Origin of the sequence: Bradyrhizobium iriomotense (assembly GCF_018130765.1) — a bacterium.
Classification (GTDB): domain Bacteria; phylum Pseudomonadota; class Alphaproteobacteria; order Rhizobiales; family Xanthobacteraceae; genus Bradyrhizobium; species Bradyrhizobium iriomotense_A.
Genome location: NZ_JAFCJZ010000009.1, coordinates 1 through 20,774 on the forward strand (window position 1 = coordinate 1; position 20,774 = coordinate 20,774).

Here is a 20,774-nt window from a genome sequence, read left to right on the forward strand (position 1 = left end):
CGGCCAGCTTCCCGCTCCAGCCGGCGCGACGACCTGACCTGGTTGATGTAGCCGTAAAGATAGAGCCTCAGCAGATCCGCAGGATCGTAGGGCGGATGCCCCACTTCCTCGGCGCCACGGTCCGCGTGGCGGAAGCCGAGCTTGGCAAGGTCGAGCGCGCAAACGAAGCTCTCGATCGCCCGGACCGGATTGTCCGGCCCGACATAGTCCTCAATCCGCGCAGGAAGCAGACTGGGCTGCTCCCGGCTCTCGCCGGTCTTGAACGTGCGATTCGCCATAAGACGAAGCCTACATCAACTCCCAAAAAGCGTCGTTCTTGCCCAGCCTCGACGAGTCAAACGTCGGCGCACTCGCGCTAACGTTATTGCGACTTCCGTAAGCGGTTGAACTCCCACGCAGTTTCTACTGTGCATGGGGTTGTTTTCGTACTTTTTGTTTGGCGGCCGACTACTCCGCCGCTTTTTCTCTCAAGCGCTGCGCATAGACGTTGATGATCAGCGCCGCCAGCAGGATCAGGCCGCGGATCAGGATCTTCAGGAAGCTGTCGATGTTGACGTGGTCGAGGCCGTTATTCAGGACACCGAGAACGAAGAGCCCGACGATGGTGTTGCCGATGCCGCCGCGGCCACCGAACAGGCTGGTGCCGCCGACGACGACGGCGGCGATGGAGTCGAGCAGATAGGTGTCGAACTCGTTCTGCTGCGCGCTGCCGAAATGAGCGACACCGAGCATGCCGCCGATGCCGGAGCACACCGCCGAGATCACCATGACGGCGCCGAGGATGAGCTTGACGTTGAGGCCGGAATATTCGGCCGCCTCGCGGTTGCCTCCGACCATGTAGACGTAGCGGCCGAAGCGCGTGTAGGTCAGCACCAGATGGCCGCCGAGCAGCATGATGGCGGCGACGATGACGATCCAGGGGATGCCGCCGATCGAGCCGGAGCCGAGCGTCGTGATCAGGCTCGGCACCTTGTAGGCGATCTGGCCGCGCACCAGGAGTGCGGAGATGCCGGCGGCGATCTGCATCATCGCCAGCGTCATGATGAAGGAGGGGATGCCGATCACGGTCAGCCCCAGCGCATTGACGAGGCCGAGCAGGGCGCAGAGCAGGATCGACAGGATGATCGCAACTGCGCCGGGCAGCGGGATGTTGGCGATGTTGACGTAGGATTCCTGCAGCGTGAAGTAGGCAACGGCAATGCCGGTGACGTTGGCGATGCTGGCGATCGAGAGGTCGATCTCGGCGCAGAGGATCACGAAGGTGAGGCCGACGGCGATGATGCCCGTCACCGACACCTGCGTCAGGATGTTGCCGAGATTGTCGAGCGTGGCGAAGGAGGGGCTGGCGAAGGCGAAGAAGGCGGACAGGAAGATCAGCGTCAGGAACGGGGCGATGTTGCGCATCTGCGAGCGCAGGAAGGGCGCAAGGCCGCGCGCCCGATGGGCTTCCGCAAAGGCCGTCTCACTGCTCGCCATGGTGCTTCTCCGTCACGCCGCTTCCAGCAGGCGGTCCTTGCTGACCGGCTCGTTCTTGAATTCCCGCACCAATGCGCCGCGCTTGAGCACGAGGATGCGGTCGGCCAGCGACAGCACCGTTTCCGGCTCGGTCGACAGCACGATGATCGCGAGCCCCCTGGCGCGGAGGTCGCGGACGATGTTGATGACGTCGTTCTTGGCGCCGACATCCATGCCGCGGGTCGGCTCGCAAAGCACCAGCAGCCTTGGCGGATAGGTGAGCCATTTTGCCAGCGCCACCTTCTGCTGGTTGCCGCCCGAGAGCATGCCGAGATCGAGGCCGACCACCGGCGGCCTGATCTGCAACTGCTCAACCTGGCGCCTCGCGATATCGCGCTCCTGCGTTGGCTTGAGCAGCAGGGAGGAGATGCGGTCGAGAATACTGATCGAGATGTTCTTGTAGACCGGCTCCTGGTGAAACAGCATGTCGCGCCGGCTCTCCGGCACCAGCGCCACGCCCGCGCGCCGCGCTGCCGCCGTGCTGGCGAAGGTCTTGGGCGTGCCGTCGACGACAAGCGTGCCGCCGTCCGGCTTCAGCTTGCCGAACAGGATGCGCGAGAGCTCCTGCTGGCCGCAGCCCATAAAACCATAGATGCCGAGCACCTCGCCGGCGCGCGCCTCGAAGGAGACGTCCTTCAGGCTGCGCGCAAGCGAGAGCTGATCGGCCTTCAGAACCACCGTGCTGTCGCTCGGCTGCGGCAGCATCAGATCGTCGGTGTAGCTGTGCTCGAGCGCCTCGCCGCCACGGCCGATCATGGCCTCGATCAGCGCGCCCTTGCTGGTCGCCGCGCTCGCGGTCTCCGCGACCTTCCGCCCGTTTCGGAACACGGTCACCGTGTCGGACACAAGCAGGATGTCCTCAATGAAATGCGAGATGAAGACGATTGCCGTGCCGTCCTCGCGCAGCCGCCTCAGCGTTGTGAACAGACGCTCGACCTCGGGCGGGGAGAGGGCGGAGGTCGGCTCGTCCAGGATGACGATGCGCGCGCCGGAGAACAGCACGCGGGCGATCTCGATCAGCTGCTGCAGCCCGATCGGTAAGTCGCCAAGCCGCGACATCGGATCGACGTCGATGCCGAAGCGGGCGAGCTGCTCGCCGGCCTCGCGCGCCATCCGCCGCCATTGCACGAGGCCGAGGGCGTTGGTCGGCTGGTTGCCGAGGAAGACGTTCTCGGCAACCGTGAGATCGGGGGCGACAGAGAGCTCCTGATGCACCATGGCGATGCCGGCCGCATGCGCGTCGCGGGCCGAGCGGAAATGCGTCTCCTTCCCGTCGATCAGGAAGCGGCCGGAGAACTCGGTGTGCACGCCGGCGATGATCTTCATCAGCGTGCTTTTGCCCGCGCCGTTCTCGCCGACGAGACCGTGGATCTCGCCGGGAAGAAGCGCGAAGTCGACACCACGAAGCGCTTCGACGCCGCCGAAGCTCTTCGTGATGCCCTGCAGTTCCAGGATGGGTGAACGACCCGCTGACATGGACGCTCAGATCAGGAAGTGATCCTGCATCCACTGCATCCCGGCGGCGTTGGCCTTGGTCACGACCGGGCCGTCGGTGACGACGTTCTTGGGAATGCCCTGTCCGCTCTTTTCGCCGCCGACCACGGCGGAGACGCCTGCGATGATGGCGCCGCCATGGATGCGGCAGGACGGATTGCGCACGGTCGCGAACATGCGGCCTTCGCTCACCGCTTGGATCGCCGGCGGCATGGCGTCGACGCCGCCGATCAGGATGTTGGTGCGGCCGCGCGCCTTCATGATGTTGGCCGCCGCCAGCGCCATGTCGTCATTGTGGAAGAACGCCGCGTCGATCTGGGGATACTTCGTGAGGTACGTTTCCCAGAGACGTGCGGTCTTCGAGACGTCCCAGTCGGCCGGCTGGGTGTCGAGCACCTCGATCCCGGGGAATTGCTTGACGACCGAGTTGAAGCCCTTGGCCCGTCCTTGCGCGCCGGTATGTCCGAGCGCGCCCTGCGTCATGATGATCTTGCCCTTGCCGCCCATGGCGTTGCAGAGGGCCTGCGTCACCGAAGCGCCCATGAACTCGTTGTCGGGGGCGAGGAAGGAATGGACGTTAATCTGGTCGAGCGGCGCGATCAGCGTGTCCATGTCGATCACCGGCGTGCCGGCGTCGATCATCTTCTGCACCGGCTGGGTGAGGGTGCCGATGCCGAACGCCTGGATCGCGACGAAGTCCCATTTCTGCGAGGCCATGTTGTCGATCGCCGCGCGCTGCTTCACCGCATCGAGCTGGCCGTCGAACCAGGTGACTTCGACATTGAACAGCTTGCCCCAGAATTCCGCCGCCTGCTTGCCCTGCGCGCACCACGTCGCCTGAAGGCCCGCATTGGAGAACGCCGCCTTCAGCGGTTTCTCGCTGCGTCCGACTTCGGCGGCCAGTGCTGGATTTATGCCCATGCTGCCGAAGAGGGCAGCCCCGGCGCCGGCGGTCGCTGCCGCCTGAAGAAGATCGCGCCTCGTCGTCGAGAAATCTTTCGTCCCGGACATCGCTCGCTCCCATATATCTTGTCGTCGGCGCGTCATTGCTTGCGCGACCGATGTCCGAAAGTCTCTCACAAGAGTTGTTGGCACTCAATCTGCAATCAATCGTGAGATCGCCGCTCGCGTTGGTGCAGCGCAAAGCGTCAGGCCGGAATGCCGGCGTATGTGTCGATCTCGACGAGCAATGCGTCCCAGGCCAGCGCCATGTTCGGCGTCCATTCATCGCCGAGCAGATCGCGCAGCGTATCCCTGATGATGGCGAAGAAGGCGATGAACAGTTCGCGCGACGTGCCATAGGCGTCGTGCGATGCGATCTCGCAGGCGATCAGCCGGAAATGTCCGCACCGCTCGCCTGCGAAGTCGAGAATCGCCTCGATCGTCAGCGCCAGCATCGATCCCTTCACGAGCTTGCTGCCTTGCGTCCGGAACATCGTCTGCGTTTCCGGATGGGCTTCGAACAGCCTCTGATAGACGAGCGGCGTGAGATCAGCGCAGCGCCGTGCCGCGAGCTCAAAACTCTGTTCGATGGGATGGAGGGAAGCATTCATCGGCTTTTCAGCCATGCGGGCAAAAAAAGAGCGGGGCCCTGGCCCCGCTCAAAAATTGTGTCGACCCTATTATCCCCGATCTTAAGATTTGATCTTGATTGACGGGGCGACGCTGCATTTTGCGCGCCAGGGGCTCCTCCCGAGACTTGGACCACCAGGCCTCGACCTCGCGGTCAGCGCCTGAGCAAGAGGATGCTAGATCAACTTTTCTCACTTGTCATCATTTTCGGCAACGATTGTTCAAAATAAGAGCAGCTGACGAAATGATCGGGCTTTTGGCTATCTAAGCATATGACAAATATAAGAAATCTGTGGATGGGCGGGGATGGTTGGGCTGCCTCAAATGCCGGACCCCGCCCGCCGGTAGGGGGATCCGACCACAGTTTTGGAATTTGCGCTGGGCCAAGCGGGCGGCGGAACTGGCCTCGACTCGGGTGCCGACGCGGTGTTTAGTTAGCGCACGAACGAATGGTTCGGTGGATGCGCGCACGGCTGCAAAAATTCTTACCTCTGGTCCTGCTCGCTTTGGCGATGCAGGTGCTGGCGCCGATTGCCGCCTGTCTGGCGGCAAGCCGAGCCGTTGCCGATCCGCTGTCCGCCGCCGTCATCTGCCATAGCGCGAGCGACCAGGGCGGTCTGAACGATCGGACTGGCTCGCCGACCGCGCATGGCGCTGCCTGTGCACTCTGTTGTCTGGCGCAGGCGAACGCTTCGCTCGATTCGCCGCCGCAGACAGCGTTCGCCATTCCCTTCCGCCACGTCGAACGCGTGGTGTGGCACACGGCGGATGTTCCCAACGTTGCCGCCCATAAGGGCTCAAGCGCCCAGGCGCGCGCGCCTCCCCGCATTTCCTGACGACCTCCACCGTCGCCGCGGCTCGTCCGCTGGCGATTGATGCTGTCGAACAGCCGGGAAGAAAGCCGGCGTCAGGAATGCCCCATGTTACGTTGTCATGCCCGCCGTGGCGTGAGCATCGTTGCCGTCCAGGCTGCGCTGCTTGCCTCGTCGAGCGGAGTTTTCGCCCAGAGCAGCAGCGCAGTGCTGCCGCCGGTTACCGTCGATGCGCCCGCGGCAACGAAGCCCAAGCCGCGCAAGCCGTCGGTGCAGACGACTGCCGCCCGGGGCCGGTGGGCGAAGCCCGCCAGCGAGCGGGAAGCTTCCGTCGTCACAGGCGAGCAGGGGGCGGGTAGCACCCGGCCGTCACTGGAGCCACCGGATGCCGTGGCGCGCTATCAATTGCCGCAGCGCTCCTTCAGCATCACGGCGAAGGAGGTCGATGAGACAATCAACCTCAAGGACCCCGAGGACGCCGTCAAATACATGCCGAGCCTGTTCGTGCGGAAGCGCAACGACGGGGATAACAATGCCGTGCTCGCGACGCGCAGCTGGGGCCTCAATTCGAGCTCGCGGACGTTGATCTACTACGACGATCTCCTGATCTCGGCGCTGATCGGCAACAACAACACGAATGCCTCGCCGAAATGGAACCTGATCTCGCCGGAAGCGATCGGGCGGGTCGACTACCTCAATGGTCCGTTCGCGGCCGCCTATCCCGGCAATTCGATCGGCGGCGTGCTACTGATCTCGTCAAAGATGCCGGACAGGCCGTTTGCGGTCGCCAAGGAAACCGTGTCCGTGATGCCGTGGAACCAGTACGGCACCAAGGACACCTACGTGACCAGCCAGACCAGCGCGGCCGCCGGCAATCGCGACGGCAAGCTGTCCTGGCTCGTCAGCGCCAACTATCTCGACAGTTTTCAGCAGCCACTCACCTACACCACCAGCGCGACAATCCCAGCCGGCACGACCGGTGCTTTCCCGGCTAAGAACAAGGTCGGTCAGGAAGCCGACGTCGTCGGCACCGGCATTCTCGCCCATTCGCAGCAGACGTCAGCCAATCTGCGGCTCGCCTACGATCTGTCGCCGCTGGTGCAGGCAACTTATTCGCTCGGGATCTGGAACAATCACCAGGTATCGGATCCGCAGACCTATCTGCGGTCGACGGCAACGGGACTGCCGACCTTCAATGGCATCACGACCTTCGCGAATGCCAAGTACATATGGGACCAGACCCATATGAGCAACGCGGTCGCGATCAAGAGCGACACCAAGGGCATTTTCGATTTTGATCTGTCCGCCTCGAGCTACAACTATCTCGAGGACACTCAGCTCAATCCCTACACGGTCACGTCAGGCCTCGGTTTCTCTCAGAACGGCAAGATCCAGCGCATGGACGGCACCAATTGGCAGAACGCCGACGCCAAGGGCATCTGGCGTCCGCTGGGTTATGGCGGAGCGCACGAAATCAGCTTTGGCATTCACGGCGACAGGTATCGTCTTGAAAATCCGACCTACGGATCTTCAGTCTGGTATCAGGCCTCGACCGCGACGGGACAGCTCTATGCCAATAGTCAGGGTGAAACGCGCACTGGCGCGCTATGGCTTCAGGACGCCTGGAAGATACAGCCCAATCTGAAGCTGACATTGGGTGGACGGCTGGAGAACTGGCAAGCGCTCGACGGCCAGAACGTCGTGACCCTGGCGAACGGCGTCGGGCTTATCACCTCGTCGTTTTCGAAGAACCAGCCGGGTCTTGCGTCGACGAATTTCTCGCCAAAGGCGTCGCTGTCCTACGATCCGAACAAGGACTGGAACATAACCGCCAGTTTCGGCGAGGCCTATCGCTATCCGACCGTCCTCGAACTCTATCAGAACGTCACAGTCGGCAACACGATCACGGTGGCCAATCCTTTCCTGAGACCCGAGCAGGATTTCACCGGGGAGCTCAACATCGAGCGTCACTGGAATGACGGCCGTGTCAGGCTGACCCTGTTCAGAGAGCGGACCAACGACGCGATCATCGCGCAGACCAACATGATCAACGCCACCCAGAGTGCGACGACGTTCAGCAACGTCGATGCCATCAGGATGCAGGGTGTGGAATTATCTGCTGATAAGGACAATGTCGTCATCGAGGGCTTGCAGGTCTTCGGCAGTGTGACCTACGTCGACTCCAAAATCCTGGCGGACGCGGGCTGGGCTGGCAGGGACCCGCTGACGAACGTACCCACCACCGTCGTCGGCAAGCGCGTGCCTTACGTGCCCGACTGGCGCGCCAAGTTCGGCGTGACCTACCGGCCGAACGACAGCTGGGCCTACACGGTTGCCGCACGCTATAGCGGCAAGCAATATTCGACGCTGGACAACACGGATCGTGTTTCCCACGTCTATGGCGCGTTCGATAATTTCTTCGTCGTGGACTTGAAGATCCACTACAACGCGACGAAGAATTTTGCGTTCGACTTCGGCATCGATAATCTCTTCAACGAGCAGTATTTCCTGTTCCATCCGTTTCCGGGGCGAACCTTCGTTCTCGCCGCCAAGTACACGTTCTGACGGGTGGAATGATGTTGACGACAAGAAAGGCAAACCACATGCACAAGCTCTCACGCATCCTCGCTCTCGCCGCACTCTCCGCCGCAATGTTCGCCGCCCCCGTCCGCGCCGACGACATCAAGGCCGGGGATCTCGTCATCTCGCAGGCGTGGAGCCGGGCGACGCCGGGCGGCGCCAAGGTCGCGGGCGGCTATCTGACGATCGAGAACAAGGGAACGGCCGCGGACAGACTGGTCAGCGTTTCCGCCGACATCGCGGGCAAGGCCGAGGTCCACGAGATGGCGATGGACAACGGCGTGATGAAGATGCGTCACCTCGACCAGGGGCTGGTGATCGATCCCGGCAAGACCGTGAAGCTCGCGCCCGGCGGCTATCACCTCATGCTCCAGGAGCTGAAGGGGCCGTTCAAGCAAGGCGACAAGGTTCCGGTGACGCTTCAGTTCGAGAAGGCCGGCAAGGTCGCCGTGTCTCTCGATGTGCAAGCCGTCGGCGCGCAGGCGCCGGGCGACGGCGGGCAGATGATGAAGAAGATGCACGATCATTCGGGAATGAAAATGTGATGAAACGGATCAAGTCCCTCATGACCTCAAATCGAACCATCGCGGGCCTCGCGTTCGCAATGACTGCGCTGCTGGCGGTTGCCGCGACACCGCTTGCCGCGGCGACCGACGACGACAGCTTCTTCACGCATCTGCACACCGAGAAGGCGATGGCCAATGTCACGGTCTCGCCCGGCCGCGCCGGTCCGGTCGAAATTGCCATCCAGCTCGAAACGGTTGACGAAACACCGCTCACGGCCCAAGCCGTGTCGGTGACGCTCGTGGATACGCAGACCGGGAGAAAGCTCGCTCCGGTCGAGGCCTCGCGCGAGGGCGAGGATGGCTGGCGCGTGAAGGTGGCGCAGTTGACGCCCGGACGCTGGATGCTGGGTCTCGGGATTTCGATCTCCGAGGCCGATCATGTCGACGTCGAATCGCCGATCCTGATCAAATGACCCCGCTCGAGAGGCCGAACATGTCGAAGCAATCCCTCTTGTTCCTTGTTGCCGTGTTCGCCGCATCGCCTGCGGCGGCGCATGTTTTTCTGGAGAGCAAGCAGGCCACCGTCGGGGCGTCCTACAAGGCGGTGTTCGCGGTCCCGCACGGCTGCGCGGGCTCGCCGACGGTCAAAATCCGCGTGCAGGTCCCGGAGGGGGTGATCGCGGTGAAGCCGATGCCGAAGGCTGGCTGGAGCGTCGATGTCGTCGAGGGCCAATATGCCGCTGAGTACAATTATCACGGCAACAAGCTCTCCTCCGGCGTCAAGGAGGTCGCATGGTCCGGCGGCAAGCTGTCGGACAAGAACTATGACGAGTTCGTCATGCACACGGTGCTGACCGACGCGCTCAAGCCGAACACGACTCTGTATTTCCCCGTCGTCCAGGAATGCGAGACCGGTGTCAGCCGCTGGATCGAGATTCCGACTGAGGGGGCAGGACATTCGCACGAGGGCAAATCACCAGCACCGGGTGTGAAGCTGTTGCCAAAACCCTGATGCGCCTCATCGCCGCGCTCGCGACGCTGTTGCTCGTTGCCGGCTTCGCGACCGGCGCGTCGGCGCATGCCGCTCTGGTCTCGGTCGATCCGGCGAGCGGCAGCATCCTGAAGACCGCGCCGAAGGTGGTGGAGCTGCGCTTCAACGAGGCGGTGACGCCGGGCGCAATTCTGCTGATCGACGGCGCGGGCAGGGCGCGGGACGACGCGCGCATCGACGCATCGGGCGAGACCATTTCGGTCGTGATGCCGCGTGACCTGCCGCAGGGCACAGCGGTGGTCAGCTATCGCGTGACCTCGCAGGACGGCCATCCCGTCGCGGGCTCGGTGATCTTCTCGGTCGGTGCTCCGACGGCGACGAAGCCGCCCGCCCGTGCGGATGGCGGATTGAGCGCGCTGATCTGGCTGGCACGGATCGGTCTCTATCTCGGCCTGTTCGTCGGTGTCGGCGGCGTGTTCTTTTCGCGGTGGATTGCGTGGTCGATGACGGGCACGGCAGTGCCGCGCATGGCGCTTCTCATCGGCATTCCGAGTGCGATCGTCTCGCTCGGCGTGCAGGGCCTCGACCTTCTCGGCCTGCCGCCAGCGGCGGTCGTGACGGCTGCTCCGTGGAAGGTCGCATTCGCGACCAGTGCCGGCCCCGCGCTGCTCGTCGCGGTCGCATCGATGCTGCTCGCGATGATGGCGCTGCGCAGCGCGTGGTACGCGCGCGCCTTTGCGATGATCGCATTTATCGGCGTTGGCCTGTCACTCGCCATGACCGGGCACGCAGCAACGGCGCCGCCCGAGATGCTGACGCGGCCGGCGATCTTCCTCCATGGCCTCGGCGTCGCCTTCTGGATCGGAGCCCTCGCGCCGCTCGCCGCGCTGATGTCGAAACCGGCGACCGCGGCGCTGCCGGTCGTGAACCGCTTCTCGCGCATTGCCGTGCTGGCGGTCGGTGTGCTGGCGTTGACCGGCCTTGGCCTCGCCATCGTTCAGCTCGAAAGGCCGTCCGCGCTGATCGAGACCCGTTACGGGGCCATCCTGTCGATCAAGCTTGGTCTGGCCGTCCTGCTGCTGGCTCTTGCCGCACTCAATCGGTTCCGGCTGACGTCGGCGCTGGCGCGGGACGAGAAGGCCGCGCCCGCACTCAAGCGCTCGATCCTGCTCGAATGCGTGATCGCGCTCGCCATCTTCGCCGTCGTGGCCGGCTGGCGTTTCACGCCGCCGCCGCGGACCATTGTTCCCGAGACGCCGCTGGCGCTCCACATCCACACCGACAAGGCGATGTTCCAGGTGCTGGTCGCGCCGGGGAAGGCTGGCGTCAACGACTTCGTGCTCCAGCTCATGACCGGAGAGGGGACGCCGCTTGGGGCAAAGGAGGCGACGTTGACCCTGAGCCTGCCGGAGCGGGGCATCGAGCCGATCGAGCGGGCCGCTTCGCTCGGGCCGGACGGCTACTGGCATGTGCGCAAGGTCGAGCTGCCCTTCGCCGGCCGCTGGCATGTGCGGATCGATGCGCTGGTGACCGATTTCGAGCAGATCACGCTCGAGGACGAACTTGAGGTGGCGCCGTAGGCAAACCGGTTCAAGCTGAACCTGAAGGCAACGGAAAAATGACAGGAATTCCGCTGCCTTAGCGGCTTTTCCTCATTCCCGGTCTTGTGTTTTCGCTCCCAATCCGCTTTCACTGCAACCCCTCACTGATTCCCAGAGTATTGCCATGCGGTTGTCGCGGTTCTTTCTGCCCATCCTGAAGGAAAATCCGAAAGAGGCGGAGATCGTCTCGCATCGGCTGATGCTGCGCGCCGGCATGATCCGGCAGGAGGCGGCCGGCATCTATGCCTGGCTGCCGCTCGGCTTCCGCGTGCTGAAGAAGATCGAGCAGATCGTGCGCGAGGAGCAGGACCGCTCCGGCGCGATCGAGGTGCTGATGCCGACGCTCCAGCTCGCCGACCTCTGGCGCGAGAGCGGCCGCTACGACGCCTACGGCCCGGAGATGCTGCGCATCGCCGACCGCCACAAGCGCGAGCTGCTGTACGGGCCGACCAACGAGGAGATGATCACCGAGATTTTTCGCGCGTATGTGAAGTCCTACAAGAACCTGCCGCTGAATCTCTATCATATCCAATGGAAATTCCGCGACGAGCAGCGTCCGCGCTTCGGCGTGATGCGTGGCCGCGAGTTCCTGATGAAAGACGCCTATTCGTTCGACCTCAACGAGGCGGCGGCGCGCGTGGCCTACAACAAGATGTTCGTCGCCTATTTGCGCACCTTCGCGCGGATGGGACTGAAGGCGATCCCGATGCGCGCCGAGACCGGTCCGATCGGCGGCGATCTCAGCCACGAGTTCATCGTGCTCGCCGAGACCGGCGAATCCGGCGTGTTCATCAACCGCGACGTGCTGGACCTGCCGGTGCCCGGCGAGGACGTCGACTATGACAGCGACCTGACGCCGATCATCAAGCAATGGACCTCGGTCTATGCCGCGACCGAAGACGTGCACGATGCCGCGCGGTTCGAGCAGGAAGTGCCCGCGGACAAGCGGGTGAATACCCGCGGCATCGAGGTCGGCCAGATCTTCTATTTCGGCACCAAATATTCCGAGCCGATGAAGGCGCTGGTGGCGGGCCCTGATGGCGTCGATGTGCCGATCCATGGCGGCTCCTACGGCGTCGGCGTCTCGCGCCTGCTGGGTGCCATCATCGAGGCCTGCCATGACGATGCTGGCATCAAGTGGCCCGAGGCCGTCGCCCCGTTCCGCGCGGTGGTGCTCAACCTCAAGCAGGGCGATGCCGCGGTCGATGCGGCCTGCGAGAAGCTCTATGCCGAGCTTCAGGCCAAGGGCGTCGACGTGCTCTACGACGACACCGACCAGCGCGCTGGCGCCAAATTCGCCGCCGCTGACCTGATCGGTATCCCCTGGCAGATCATGATCGGGCCGAAGGGGCTCGCCGACGGCAAGGTCGAGATCAAGCGGCGCAGCGACGGCTCCCGCGAGACCATGTCGCCTGCGGACGCGGTCGCCCGGCTGGTCGGCTGAATATTGTTCATCGCCCGATATCGCGGCCGCCAATCCGGCCACAATTGACCCCGAATCATGGGATTATCGAGCGATGGACGAGACCATGACTGAAACCGTGCAAACCGCGCCTTTTGCGCCATTCGAGTGGATGCTGTCGGCGCGCTACCTGCGGGCGCGCCGCAAGGAGGGATTCATCTCGGTCATCGCCGGGTTCTCGTTCCTCGGCATCATGCTGGGCGTGGCGACGCTGATCATCGTCATGGCCGTCATGAACGGCTTCCGCAAGGAGCTGCTCGACAAGATCCTGGGCCTCAACGGCCACATCCTGGTGCAGCCGCTGGAATCGCCGCTGACCGACTGGAAGGACGTCGCCGACCGCCTCAGCCAGGTCAAAGGTATCCGGCTCGCCGCACCCGTGGTGGACGGCCAGGCGCTGGCGTCCTCGCCGTGGAACGCCTCGGGCGTGCTGGTGCGCGGCATCCGCTCCGACGATCTCAACAACCTCACCTCGATCGCCAAGAACATCAAGCAGGGCTCGCTCGAGGGGTTTGACGAGGGGCAGGGTGTCGCAATCGGCCGGCGCCTTGCCGACCAGCTGTCGCTGCATGCCGGCGACAGCATCACGCTGGTGGCGCCGAAGGGCGCGGTGACGCCCATGGGCACGACGCCGCGCATCAAGCCCTACAAGATCGTCGCCGTGTTCGAGATCGGCATGTCCGAATACGATCTCGGCTTCGTGTTCATGCCGCTCGCGGAGGCGCAGGCCTATTTCAACCGCAGCAACGACGTCACCTCGATCGAGGTGTTCACCACCAATCCCGATCAGATCGTCGCCTTCCGCCAGGCCGTGACGGAAGCCGCAGGCCGGCCGGTGTTCCTGGTCGACTGGCGGCAGCGCAATTCGACCTTCTTCAACGCGCTTCAGGTCGAGCGCAACGTGATGTTCCTGATCCTGACCATGATCGTGCTGGTCGCAGCCCTCAACATCGTCTCCGGCCTGATCATGCTGGTGAAGGACAAGGGCAGCGACATCGCGATCCTGCGCACCATGGGCGCCTCGCAGGGCTCGATCATGCGCATCTTCCTGATCACGGGTGCCTCGATCGGCGTGGTCGGCACGCTGGTCGGCTTCGTCGTCGGCCTCGTGATCTGTCTCAACATCGAGTCCATCCGGCAATTCCTGTCCTGGCTGACCTCGACCGAGCTGTTCTCGCCAGAACTCTATTTCCTGTCGAAGCTGCCCGCCGAGATCGACATCGGCGAGACCACGGCGGTCGTCATCATGGCGCTGACGCTGTCGTTCCTGGCGACGCTGTATCCGTCCTGGCGCGCCGCGCGCCTCGACCCCGTCGAAGCGCTCCGGTACGAGTGAGGGGCTGATGGAGCAGCAGGGGGCGGAAGACGTACCGGTCATTTATCTCCACGAGATAAAGCGGCAGTACTTGCAGGGCGAGGTGCCGCTGACGATTTTGGACGGCGCCAAGCTCGCGCTGTGGGCGGGACAGTCGGTCGCGCTGGTGGCGCCGTCGGGCTCGGGCAAGTCGACGCTGCTGCACATTGCCGGGCTGCTGGAAGCGCCCGATTCCGGCGAGGTCTATGTCAACGGCGCGCCGACCTCGCAGCTGCCCGACATCGAGCGCACCCAGCTGCGCCGCACCGATATCGGCTTCGTCTACCAGTCGCACCGGCTGCTGCCGGAGTTCTCGGCGCTGGAGAACGTGATGATGCCGCAGATGATCCGTGGCCTGAAGAAGTCCGAGAGCGTCAAGCGGGCCAAGGAGATCCTCGGCTATCTCGGCCTCGGCGATCGCATCACCCATCGCCCGGCGGAGCTGTCGGGCGGCGAGCAGCAGCGTGTCGCGATCGCGCGGGCAGTCGCCAACGCACCGCGCGTGCTGTTCGCGGACGAGCCGACCGGCAACCTCGATCCGCACACGGCCGATCACGTCTTCCAGGCGCTGATGCAGCTGGTCAAGGCGACCAAGGTCTCGATGCTGATCGCGACCCACAACATGGAGCTCGCCGGACGCATGGACCGGCGGGTCTCGCTGTCGAACGGCCAGGTCGTCGAGCTCGAATAAAAAAATCGCGAAAACAACCCCATGCACAGTAGCCGGCCTGTTTCAGCCGGTGCCGGCCTGACGCCTGCCAGGCGTTTGATGTGTCGGGCAAAACGGCGCTGACCGCGCATCGCCGCAGCGGGCACGTCAACTACGGCCTGATCACGGTCAATTTGAACGGCCCGCCATTGGCGGCGGCATGCGCCACGGCCTCATTGGCATGGTCGAGATCGAAGGCCGTCGTCTCGTATTCCTCCAGTCGCAGCAGCCCCGAGCGCACCAGTGCGATCAGACGCGCGGCCGCATCGGGCGGATACATCCAGACGCCGTGAATGCTGATGCAGTTGCGCATGATCCAGGGGTAGGGCAGCTCGAGGCCCGCGCCGCCGGCCATGCCGACCCCGCCCATGAGCACGACGCGGCCGTAAGCGCGCACCGTCATGACCGCCGCGCGCACGACGGTTGGGCTGACCGAGGGCGGCATGATGTCGAACACGCAGTCGATCGGCCCTGGTGCTGCGCGCTTCATCGCTTCGCGGTCGTCATCCTCGTTCCCGGTGAGCCTGACCGGCTTCACGCGGCTGCCGAAGCGGCGGACGAGATCGGCCAGGATCTTTTCGTTGCGGCCCGGCGTCACCACGCAGGCCGCCCCCATCGCCAGAGCAACCGACACCGCAGCGCTGCCGAAATTGCCGGTGGCCCCGCTCACCAGCACGGTCTCGCCCGGCTGAAGCTTGGCGGCGAGGAAGCCGCCATAGGGCACCAGCAGGGTCCCCAGCGCGCACCATTGCGTCGCGTCCTCCGACGTGATCGCACCGAGCCGTTTGACGTTCTCGGTCGGCACGCGCATCTGCTCGGCGAACGAGCCGTGACGAAAATGCTGTTGCAGGCGCATGCCGCCGGGACCGGCCGCCGTGAGCCCCTGCAGGGCGATGTCGGGCGCAACGGCATCGTCGCGCGAGCGCACCGTCGGGTCGCAGAACACCCAGTCGCCGACCGCGAGCTTGGTCGCGTCCGGGCCGACCGCGCGCACCCGCCCGATGCCGCCCGGGCCGGGGATAACAGGCAGGTCGAGCGCGTAGTTGCGCTCCCCGCTGAAGACCTCGTTCATGTAGGACAGCACGCGCGTGGCGACGACATCGACAATAACCTCGCCGGTACCGAGCACCGGGTCGGGGGCAGTCTCGATCGCGAGCGGCGAGCCGAAGGATTTGAGCACGGCAGCTTTCATGATGTTCACCTCAGGGACGGGTGAGGTGGATATGCCTCGCCCTTGAAGGGACAAGAAGGCCTGGTATTATCCTAGTATTCCCAAGGCCCTCCATCGAGGACACCGATCATGGCCGATCCACGCCGCGTCGAATTCGGCGACTTCTTGAGGTCCCGTCGTGAAAAGCTGTCACCGAAGACCGTCGGCCTTCCGGCAGGCCGCCGGCGCCGCACCGTGGGCCTGCGCCGCGAGGAGGTCGCCCAGCTCGCCGGCATCGGTGTCGACTGGTACATCCGCCTCGAGCAGGGCCGCACCGTCAGCCCCTCGGTCACCACGATCGACGCGCTGGCCCGCGCGCTGCGCCTCTCAAAGACCGAGCACGCGCATCTCAAGGCGCTGGCGCGCGATGGCGCCAGGGGCGCCTTCGTGCGGGAGACCGTGCCACCGCCGATCCAGCGGATGATCCAGAGCCTGACGCAGCCCGCCTACGTCACCGGGCGGCGCTGGGACGTGCTGGCCTGGAACGAGGCGGCCGAGGAGGTCTTCGGTTTCGGGAAGCTGCCCGAGCAGGACCGCAACACGCTGCTGCTGGTGCTGACAAACAGGCAAACGCGAAAATTCTACGGCGCGAGCTGGACCGATGTGGCCAGGAGCATGGTCGCGATGTTTCGAGCCACTCACGACGTCTGGGCCGGCGATCCCGCCTTCACGGAACTGCTCACGCGGCTGCGTCAGGGCAGTCCGGAATTCGTCAAATGGTGGGAGGCGCACGACATCCGCAGCACCTCGTCGGGCCTCAAGACCATGAACCATCCGACCAAGGGCCTGCTCCGGTTCGAGCACACGAGCTTCCAGGCCAATGACGATCCCGCGCTGAAGCTCGTGATCTACACGCCGGTGTGAGGCGTGAAGACACAGGGGGCGACTACCGGCTTTCGGCGGCCTCAATGCTTCAGCGTCGCGACCTCGAAAGTGAACTTGACCTCAACTTCGACTCAACAGGTTCGGGCAGTGCTGCTGTCTGAAGCCTTCGGCCGCGGGATCGTTCACTTCGCCTGATAAAGCCTGAGATAGTTGGGCGAATACATCGCCGCATTCTTGAGCGCGTCGAGATCACCGATCGTCAAGGTCCGATCCTTCAGCACGATCAGGCCGGACGCCCGCAATTCCTGGATCGTGCGGTTGAGATGAACCACCGACAGGCCGGTCGCGTCGGCCAGATCGGTCTGGGTCACCGGAAGCGCGCAGGAATTGCCATCGACCAGGCCCACGGGGCGAAGCCGCTCGAAGATTTCGCAGAACAGATGGGCCACCCGCTCGAACGCCGCGCGCCGGCCGAGGTTGATGACCCATTCGCGCTGGATCGCGCTGTTCAGCAGCGTCTCGCACATGAAGGCTTCGGCCAGCGTGCGATTGGCCACCATCAGCTGTTCGAAGCGCGCACGCTTGATCTCGGCATAGGCAACCGGCGTTGCCGTCGTGATCGAATGATCCATGGTGGAAAGAAGATAAGCGTGGGCGTCGCAGGTCTCGCCCGGCAGGATGAAATTGACGATCTGCCGACGCCCGTCCTCCAGCGTCTTGTGGCGGAACAGCCAGCCCGAGAGCACGAGGCGGACGCTGTCGACGGGATCGCCTTCGGCGATCAAGTCCTCGCCCGGCCCGGCACGCAACAAGCCTTCGAGAATGGCATGTTCCAGCGCAGCGGCGTCCTCGTCAGACAGCGGGCGCAAGGCGTTGAAGCGGCGAAAGACCGCCTGCGCCACACCGCCGTCGCTCCCGTGAGTCCGCATCATCCCTCCATCGACGGCGTATGGAAGGTACGCCTGGTCAGGGGGATCGCGATCAGGCAGGTGAGGCCGGATGCGTTGAACGACATGGTCGTCTGCCCCTTCAGCTCGAACGCAAGAGTGCGCTCCAGAAGCTCGGTGCCGAAACCCTTGCGCGGTGGCGGCGTCACCGCCGGACCGCCCCGCTCACGCCATTCGAACAGCAGTTGCGGAGGCTCGACGGCTCCGTCGATATGCCACGAGATTTCGAGCCGACCGCCGGGCTGGCTCAACGCGCCGTATTTGAGCGCGTTGGTCGCAAGCTCGTGGATCGCGAGCGCAAAGGTCTCTGCCGCCTTCGGCTGGAAGCGTACCGCAGGCCCGGAGGCGCGCACCTGCTCGCCCTCATGGGCATTATAGGCCAGCAGCTCCTCGATCACCAGATATTCAAGATCGACGCCGCCCTCCGGATCGCGCGTCACCAGGGCCTGGGTGCGCGCGAAGGCATTGAGGCGCCCGTCGAGATGGGCGGCATATTCCTCGACCGTGGAGCTCGTCTCCGCGGAGCGGCGCGCGATCGACCGCACCACGCCCAGCGTATTGCGCACGCGGTGCTGAAGCTCGGCGAGGAGAAGGCGCTGCCGTTCCTCTGCGCGGGTGATCGCGGTGACGTCGATGAAGGTGATCACGACGCCGGCGATGAAATTGTCGATGCTGCGATAGGGTAGGATGCGGACGATGTAGCGCGTGCCGCTGTCGGGCGCGGTCAGTTCGCGTTCGGCGCTGGCGAGCGTGCGCAGGACGCGGCGTACGTCGTCGTAGAGCTCCTCGATCGGAATACGCGCCTTGATGTGGGCGATCGGGCGGCCGACATCGGTCTCGACCAGATGCAGGATGTGCGTGATCGCGGGGGTGAAGTTCATCACGCGGAGATCGTTGTCGAGGAAGACGGTTGCGATCTGCGTGCTTTCGAGGAAATTCTTGAGGTCGCTGGTGGCGCGGGTCAGCTCCTGAACCCGGTGCGCCAGCTCGCCATTGACGGTGGTCAATTCCTCGTTGACCGATTGCAGCTCCTCGCGCGAGGTCTCCAGCTCCTCGTTGGCGGATTGCAGCTCTTCATTGAGCGATTGATATTCCTCGTTCGAGGATTTCAGCTCTTCGTTGGTGCTTTCGAGCTCTTCGATCGTTGCCTGGAGGCGCTCGCGGGTCGCCCGCAATTCACCTTCGAGACGTTCGACATGCTCGGTCCGCACCAGCACGCCGGGATTGTTCTCGGGGGCGTCGGCGACGGGCGCCGGGCCATCCTTGAACAGGACGATGAAATTGCGATGACCGCCGGCGCCATCCTGGATCGGCTCCACGGTGATGTCGACGAGAACGCGATGGCCGTTGACGCCGAGCTGGATCTGCTCGGCATGGGCGGACTCGTTGGTTTCCGATGCGCGGGAGAGGGCGGTGCGCAGCTCCAGCCTGAGATCGCGATGCACCAGCTGGAGCAGATCGAGCGAGGCGGCGCCGGCCGTCGGCTCGATGTAGCGTCCGGTGCGCCCGGAAAAATGCAGGATCTGGAAATTGTCGTCCGTGATCACATAGGCCGGCGCATACCGTTCCGCGACGCGCTGGGCGCGGCGTTCGAGGCCCACGTCCGGCCCGAACGAGCGGGCCGGCTGCACCTCGACCGGCGCACGCCCTGCCGAGGCCGAGATTGGAAATTCGGGCGGCAGCCGCGTGCCGGTGTCGAGCTTCCTGAAGATGCGGGCGCGACGATCGACCGGCGCAAACAGCTTCGGGTGCCGCGTCACGTTCTCTGAGTTGCCGAGGAACAGGAAGCGCTCGGGCAGCAACGCGAAATGGAACAGCGGGATCACCCGGTTCTGAAGCTCTGCGTTGAGATAGATCAGCAGGTTGCGGCAGGAGACGAGATCGAGCTTGGAGAACGGGGCGTCCTTGATCACGTTGTGCTGGGAGAAGATGCACATCTCCCGCAATTCCTTCACCACGCAATAGGTGTCGCCCTCGCGCACGAACCAGCGCGCCAGGCGCTCGGGAGACATGTCCTGCTCGATATTGGTGCGGTAGCGCCCGACGCGGGCGGTGGCGAGCGCCCGGCCGTCGATGTCGGTTGCGAAGATCTGCACCTGGGGAGCGGAATCGAGCGTCGCCATGTGCTCGCGCAGCAGGATGCCGATCGAATAGGCCTCTTCGCCGGTCGCGCAGCCCAGCACCCAGACGCGGACCTGCTGGCCGTTTCCCTTGGCCCCGAAGATATTCGGGATGATCTGCGTCTCGAGCACTTCGAACTCGCGCTTGTCGCGGAAGAACTCGGTGACGCCGATCAGGAGGTCATTGAAGAGGTTCTGGGCCTCGTCCTTGTCGGTGCGCAGGAAGTCGACATAGGCGGTGATCTCCTCGATCTGCACGACCTGCATGCGCCGCTGCACGCGGCGCAGGAAGGTGTTCTGCTTGTAGCCGTGGAAATCGTTGCCGGTCTTGTTGCGCAGGATGTCGGCGATGCGCGACAGCGAGGTCGCCGCCGCAGCCAGGACCTCGTCGAATCCCTGCTTCTCCTCCAGCCGCCGGAGATGGCGGGCATAGACCTGGATGTGCTCCGGGATGTCCTCCGGTGGCAGGACGTAGTCCGCGATCGCCGCCGGCTTGTTGCTGTCGACCAGATGGTCGGACGACTCGTCGCCGGCCAATCTTTCCGCAATGGCGAGGCCGCCGTGGTCCTTCAGCGTAGCCGTGCCGAGCGTGCCGTCGGCGCCGGTCCCGCTCAAGAGAACGCCGATGGATTGCTCGGCACGCTCTTCGGCGAGCGATACCAGGAAACTGTCGATGGTGGCCCGTTCGCCCGGACCCTGTTCGGCCTTGCGGACCGCAAAGCGCCCGCCCTGGATCGTGGTGATCATGGCCGCCGGGCTGAGATAGATCGCGCCCCCTTCCACCGCCATTGCATCGCGGACATCGGCGAAACGCGCGCCGTCGGCGCGCTGGATGATGCTGCGCAACCGCCCGTCGTCGAGCACCTCGGCGTTCTGGAGGACAAGAACCACCGCCTGGTCGTCGCTCAATGTCAGCTTGGCGAAGAACCGCTCGATGCTGTCGATTGCGCCGGCCGATGCCCCCACGCCGATGACCAACGGGGCCTTGGCCTGAGGCTCCGGCTCCCCCGCCGTCTTGCCGACTTCGTCCATGATTGCCGCTACTCTCGTTGCCCGGGGACCAACGGGTTCCGGTT

Annotated in this window: 18 protein-coding genes; 10 read left to right on the forward strand and 8 right to left on the reverse strand. The window is 64.3% G+C overall.

The features are described 5' to 3' along the window. The 5 genes from JQ635_RS16895 to JQ635_RS16915 all read right to left on the reverse strand — a co-directional run. The coding region (locus JQ635_RS16895) for a transposase (RefSeq protein WP_211410979.1) at positions 1–278 on the reverse strand (278 nt) is incomplete at its 3' end. A 169-nt stretch (positions 279–447) separates the two neighbouring features. Beyond that, positions 448–1,476, reverse strand: coding sequence for an ABC transporter permease (locus tag JQ635_RS16900; protein WP_161534781.1), 1,029 nt, complete (start codon positions 1,474–1,476; stop codon positions 448–450). Positions 1,477–1,488: 12 nt separating this feature from the next. Next, the gene (locus JQ635_RS16905; protein WP_211410980.1) at positions 1,489–2,991 is read right to left on the reverse strand and encodes a sugar ABC transporter ATP-binding protein; all 1,503 of its coding nucleotides are present in this window, start codon (positions 2,989–2,991) and stop codon (positions 1,489–1,491) included. Positions 2,992–2,997: 6 nt separating this feature from the next. After that, positions 2,998–4,020, reverse strand: a complete 1,023-nt coding sequence (locus tag JQ635_RS16910) for a sugar ABC transporter substrate-binding protein (RefSeq protein ID WP_026311892.1) — start codon at positions 4,018–4,020, stop codon at positions 2,998–3,000. A 137-nt stretch (positions 4,021–4,157) separates the two neighbouring features. Continuing rightward, positions 4,158–4,562, reverse strand: coding sequence for a globin (locus JQ635_RS16915; protein ID WP_211410981.1), 405 nt, complete (start codon positions 4,560–4,562; stop codon positions 4,158–4,160). A 480-nt stretch (positions 4,563–5,042) separates the two neighbouring features. Here JQ635_RS16915 and JQ635_RS16920 point away from each other — a divergent pair, with 480 nt between their 5' ends. The 9 genes from JQ635_RS16920 to JQ635_RS16960 all read left to right on the forward strand — a co-directional run bounded on the left by JQ635_RS16920 (position 5,043) and on the right by JQ635_RS16960 (position 14,578). Then, the gene (locus tag JQ635_RS16920) at positions 5,043–5,417 is read left to right on the forward strand and encodes a DUF2946 domain-containing protein (RefSeq protein WP_211410982.1); all 375 of its coding nucleotides are present in this window, start codon (positions 5,043–5,045) and stop codon (positions 5,415–5,417) included. A gap of 84 nt (positions 5,418–5,501) precedes the next feature. Beyond that, positions 5,502–7,958: a TonB-dependent receptor gene (locus JQ635_RS16925; protein WP_246583599.1), complete on the forward strand. Its 2,457-nt coding sequence runs from the start codon at positions 5,502–5,504 to the stop codon at positions 7,956–7,958. Between the two features lie 38 nt (positions 7,959–7,996). Then, positions 7,997–8,518 (forward strand): copper chaperone PCu(A)C, encoded by a 522-nt coding sequence (locus JQ635_RS16930; protein WP_211410984.1) that lies wholly within the window; start codon positions 7,997–7,999, stop codon positions 8,516–8,518. 20 nt (positions 8,519–8,538) lie between these two features. Beyond that, the gene (locus tag JQ635_RS16935) at positions 8,539–8,952 is read left to right on the forward strand and encodes a hypothetical protein (RefSeq protein ID WP_246583600.1); all 414 of its coding nucleotides are present in this window, start codon (positions 8,539–8,541) and stop codon (positions 8,950–8,952) included. 20 nt (positions 8,953–8,972) lie between these two features. Further along, complete coding sequence (locus JQ635_RS16940) at positions 8,973–9,491, forward strand: YcnI family protein (RefSeq protein ID WP_211410986.1); 519 nt, start codon at positions 8,973–8,975, stop codon at positions 9,489–9,491. Next, complete coding sequence (locus JQ635_RS16945) at positions 9,491–11,050, forward strand: copper resistance CopC/CopD family protein (protein WP_211410987.1); 1,560 nt, start codon at positions 9,491–9,493, stop codon at positions 11,048–11,050. Before JQ635_RS16940 ends, JQ635_RS16945 begins: the two co-directional genes overlap by 1 nt. Positions 11,051–11,195: 145 nt before the next feature. Further along, on the forward strand, positions 11,196–12,515 hold the full coding sequence (gene proS, locus JQ635_RS16950; RefSeq protein WP_183238930.1) for a proline--tRNA ligase: 1,320 nt from the start codon (positions 11,196–11,198) through the stop codon (positions 12,513–12,515). A 73-nt stretch (positions 12,516–12,588) separates the two neighbouring features. Next, positions 12,589–13,869 (forward strand): lipoprotein-releasing ABC transporter permease subunit, encoded by a 1,281-nt coding sequence (locus JQ635_RS16955; RefSeq protein ID WP_018642337.1) that lies wholly within the window; start codon positions 12,589–12,591, stop codon positions 13,867–13,869. A gap of 7 nt (positions 13,870–13,876) precedes the next feature. Continuing rightward, positions 13,877–14,578 (forward strand): ABC transporter ATP-binding protein, encoded by a 702-nt coding sequence (locus JQ635_RS16960; protein WP_174719152.1) that lies wholly within the window; start codon positions 13,877–13,879, stop codon positions 14,576–14,578. A gap of 130 nt (positions 14,579–14,708) precedes the next feature. Here the strand turns inward: JQ635_RS16960 and JQ635_RS16965 are convergent, their stop codons facing one another. Next, on the reverse strand, positions 14,709–15,788 hold the full coding sequence (locus tag JQ635_RS16965) for a quinone oxidoreductase family protein (protein WP_211410988.1): 1,080 nt from the start codon (positions 15,786–15,788) through the stop codon (positions 14,709–14,711). Positions 15,789–15,896: 108 nt separating this feature from the next. Between JQ635_RS16965 and JQ635_RS16970 the strand changes: the two genes are divergently transcribed. After that, a complete protein-coding gene (locus tag JQ635_RS16970; protein ID WP_211410989.1) occupies positions 15,897–16,670 on the forward strand; it encodes a helix-turn-helix transcriptional regulator in 774 nt (257 codons plus the stop codon). Positions 16,671–16,813: 143 nt separating this feature from the next. On the opposite strand, the gene JQ635_RS16975 is transcribed toward JQ635_RS16970, so the two are convergent. Together JQ635_RS16975 and JQ635_RS16980 are read right to left on the reverse strand one after the other, a co-directional pair. Continuing rightward, positions 16,814–17,563 carry a Crp/Fnr family transcriptional regulator gene (locus JQ635_RS16975; protein ID WP_211410990.1) on the reverse strand — a complete coding sequence of 250 codons (750 nt, stop codon included), beginning with the start codon at positions 17,561–17,563 and terminating at the stop codon, positions 16,814–16,816. Next, complete coding sequence (locus JQ635_RS16980) at positions 17,560–20,730, reverse strand: CheR family methyltransferase (RefSeq protein ID WP_211410991.1); 3,171 nt, start codon at positions 20,728–20,730, stop codon at positions 17,560–17,562. Before JQ635_RS16980 ends, JQ635_RS16975 begins: the two co-directional genes overlap by 4 nt. Positions 20,731–20,774: the final 44 nt, after the last annotated feature.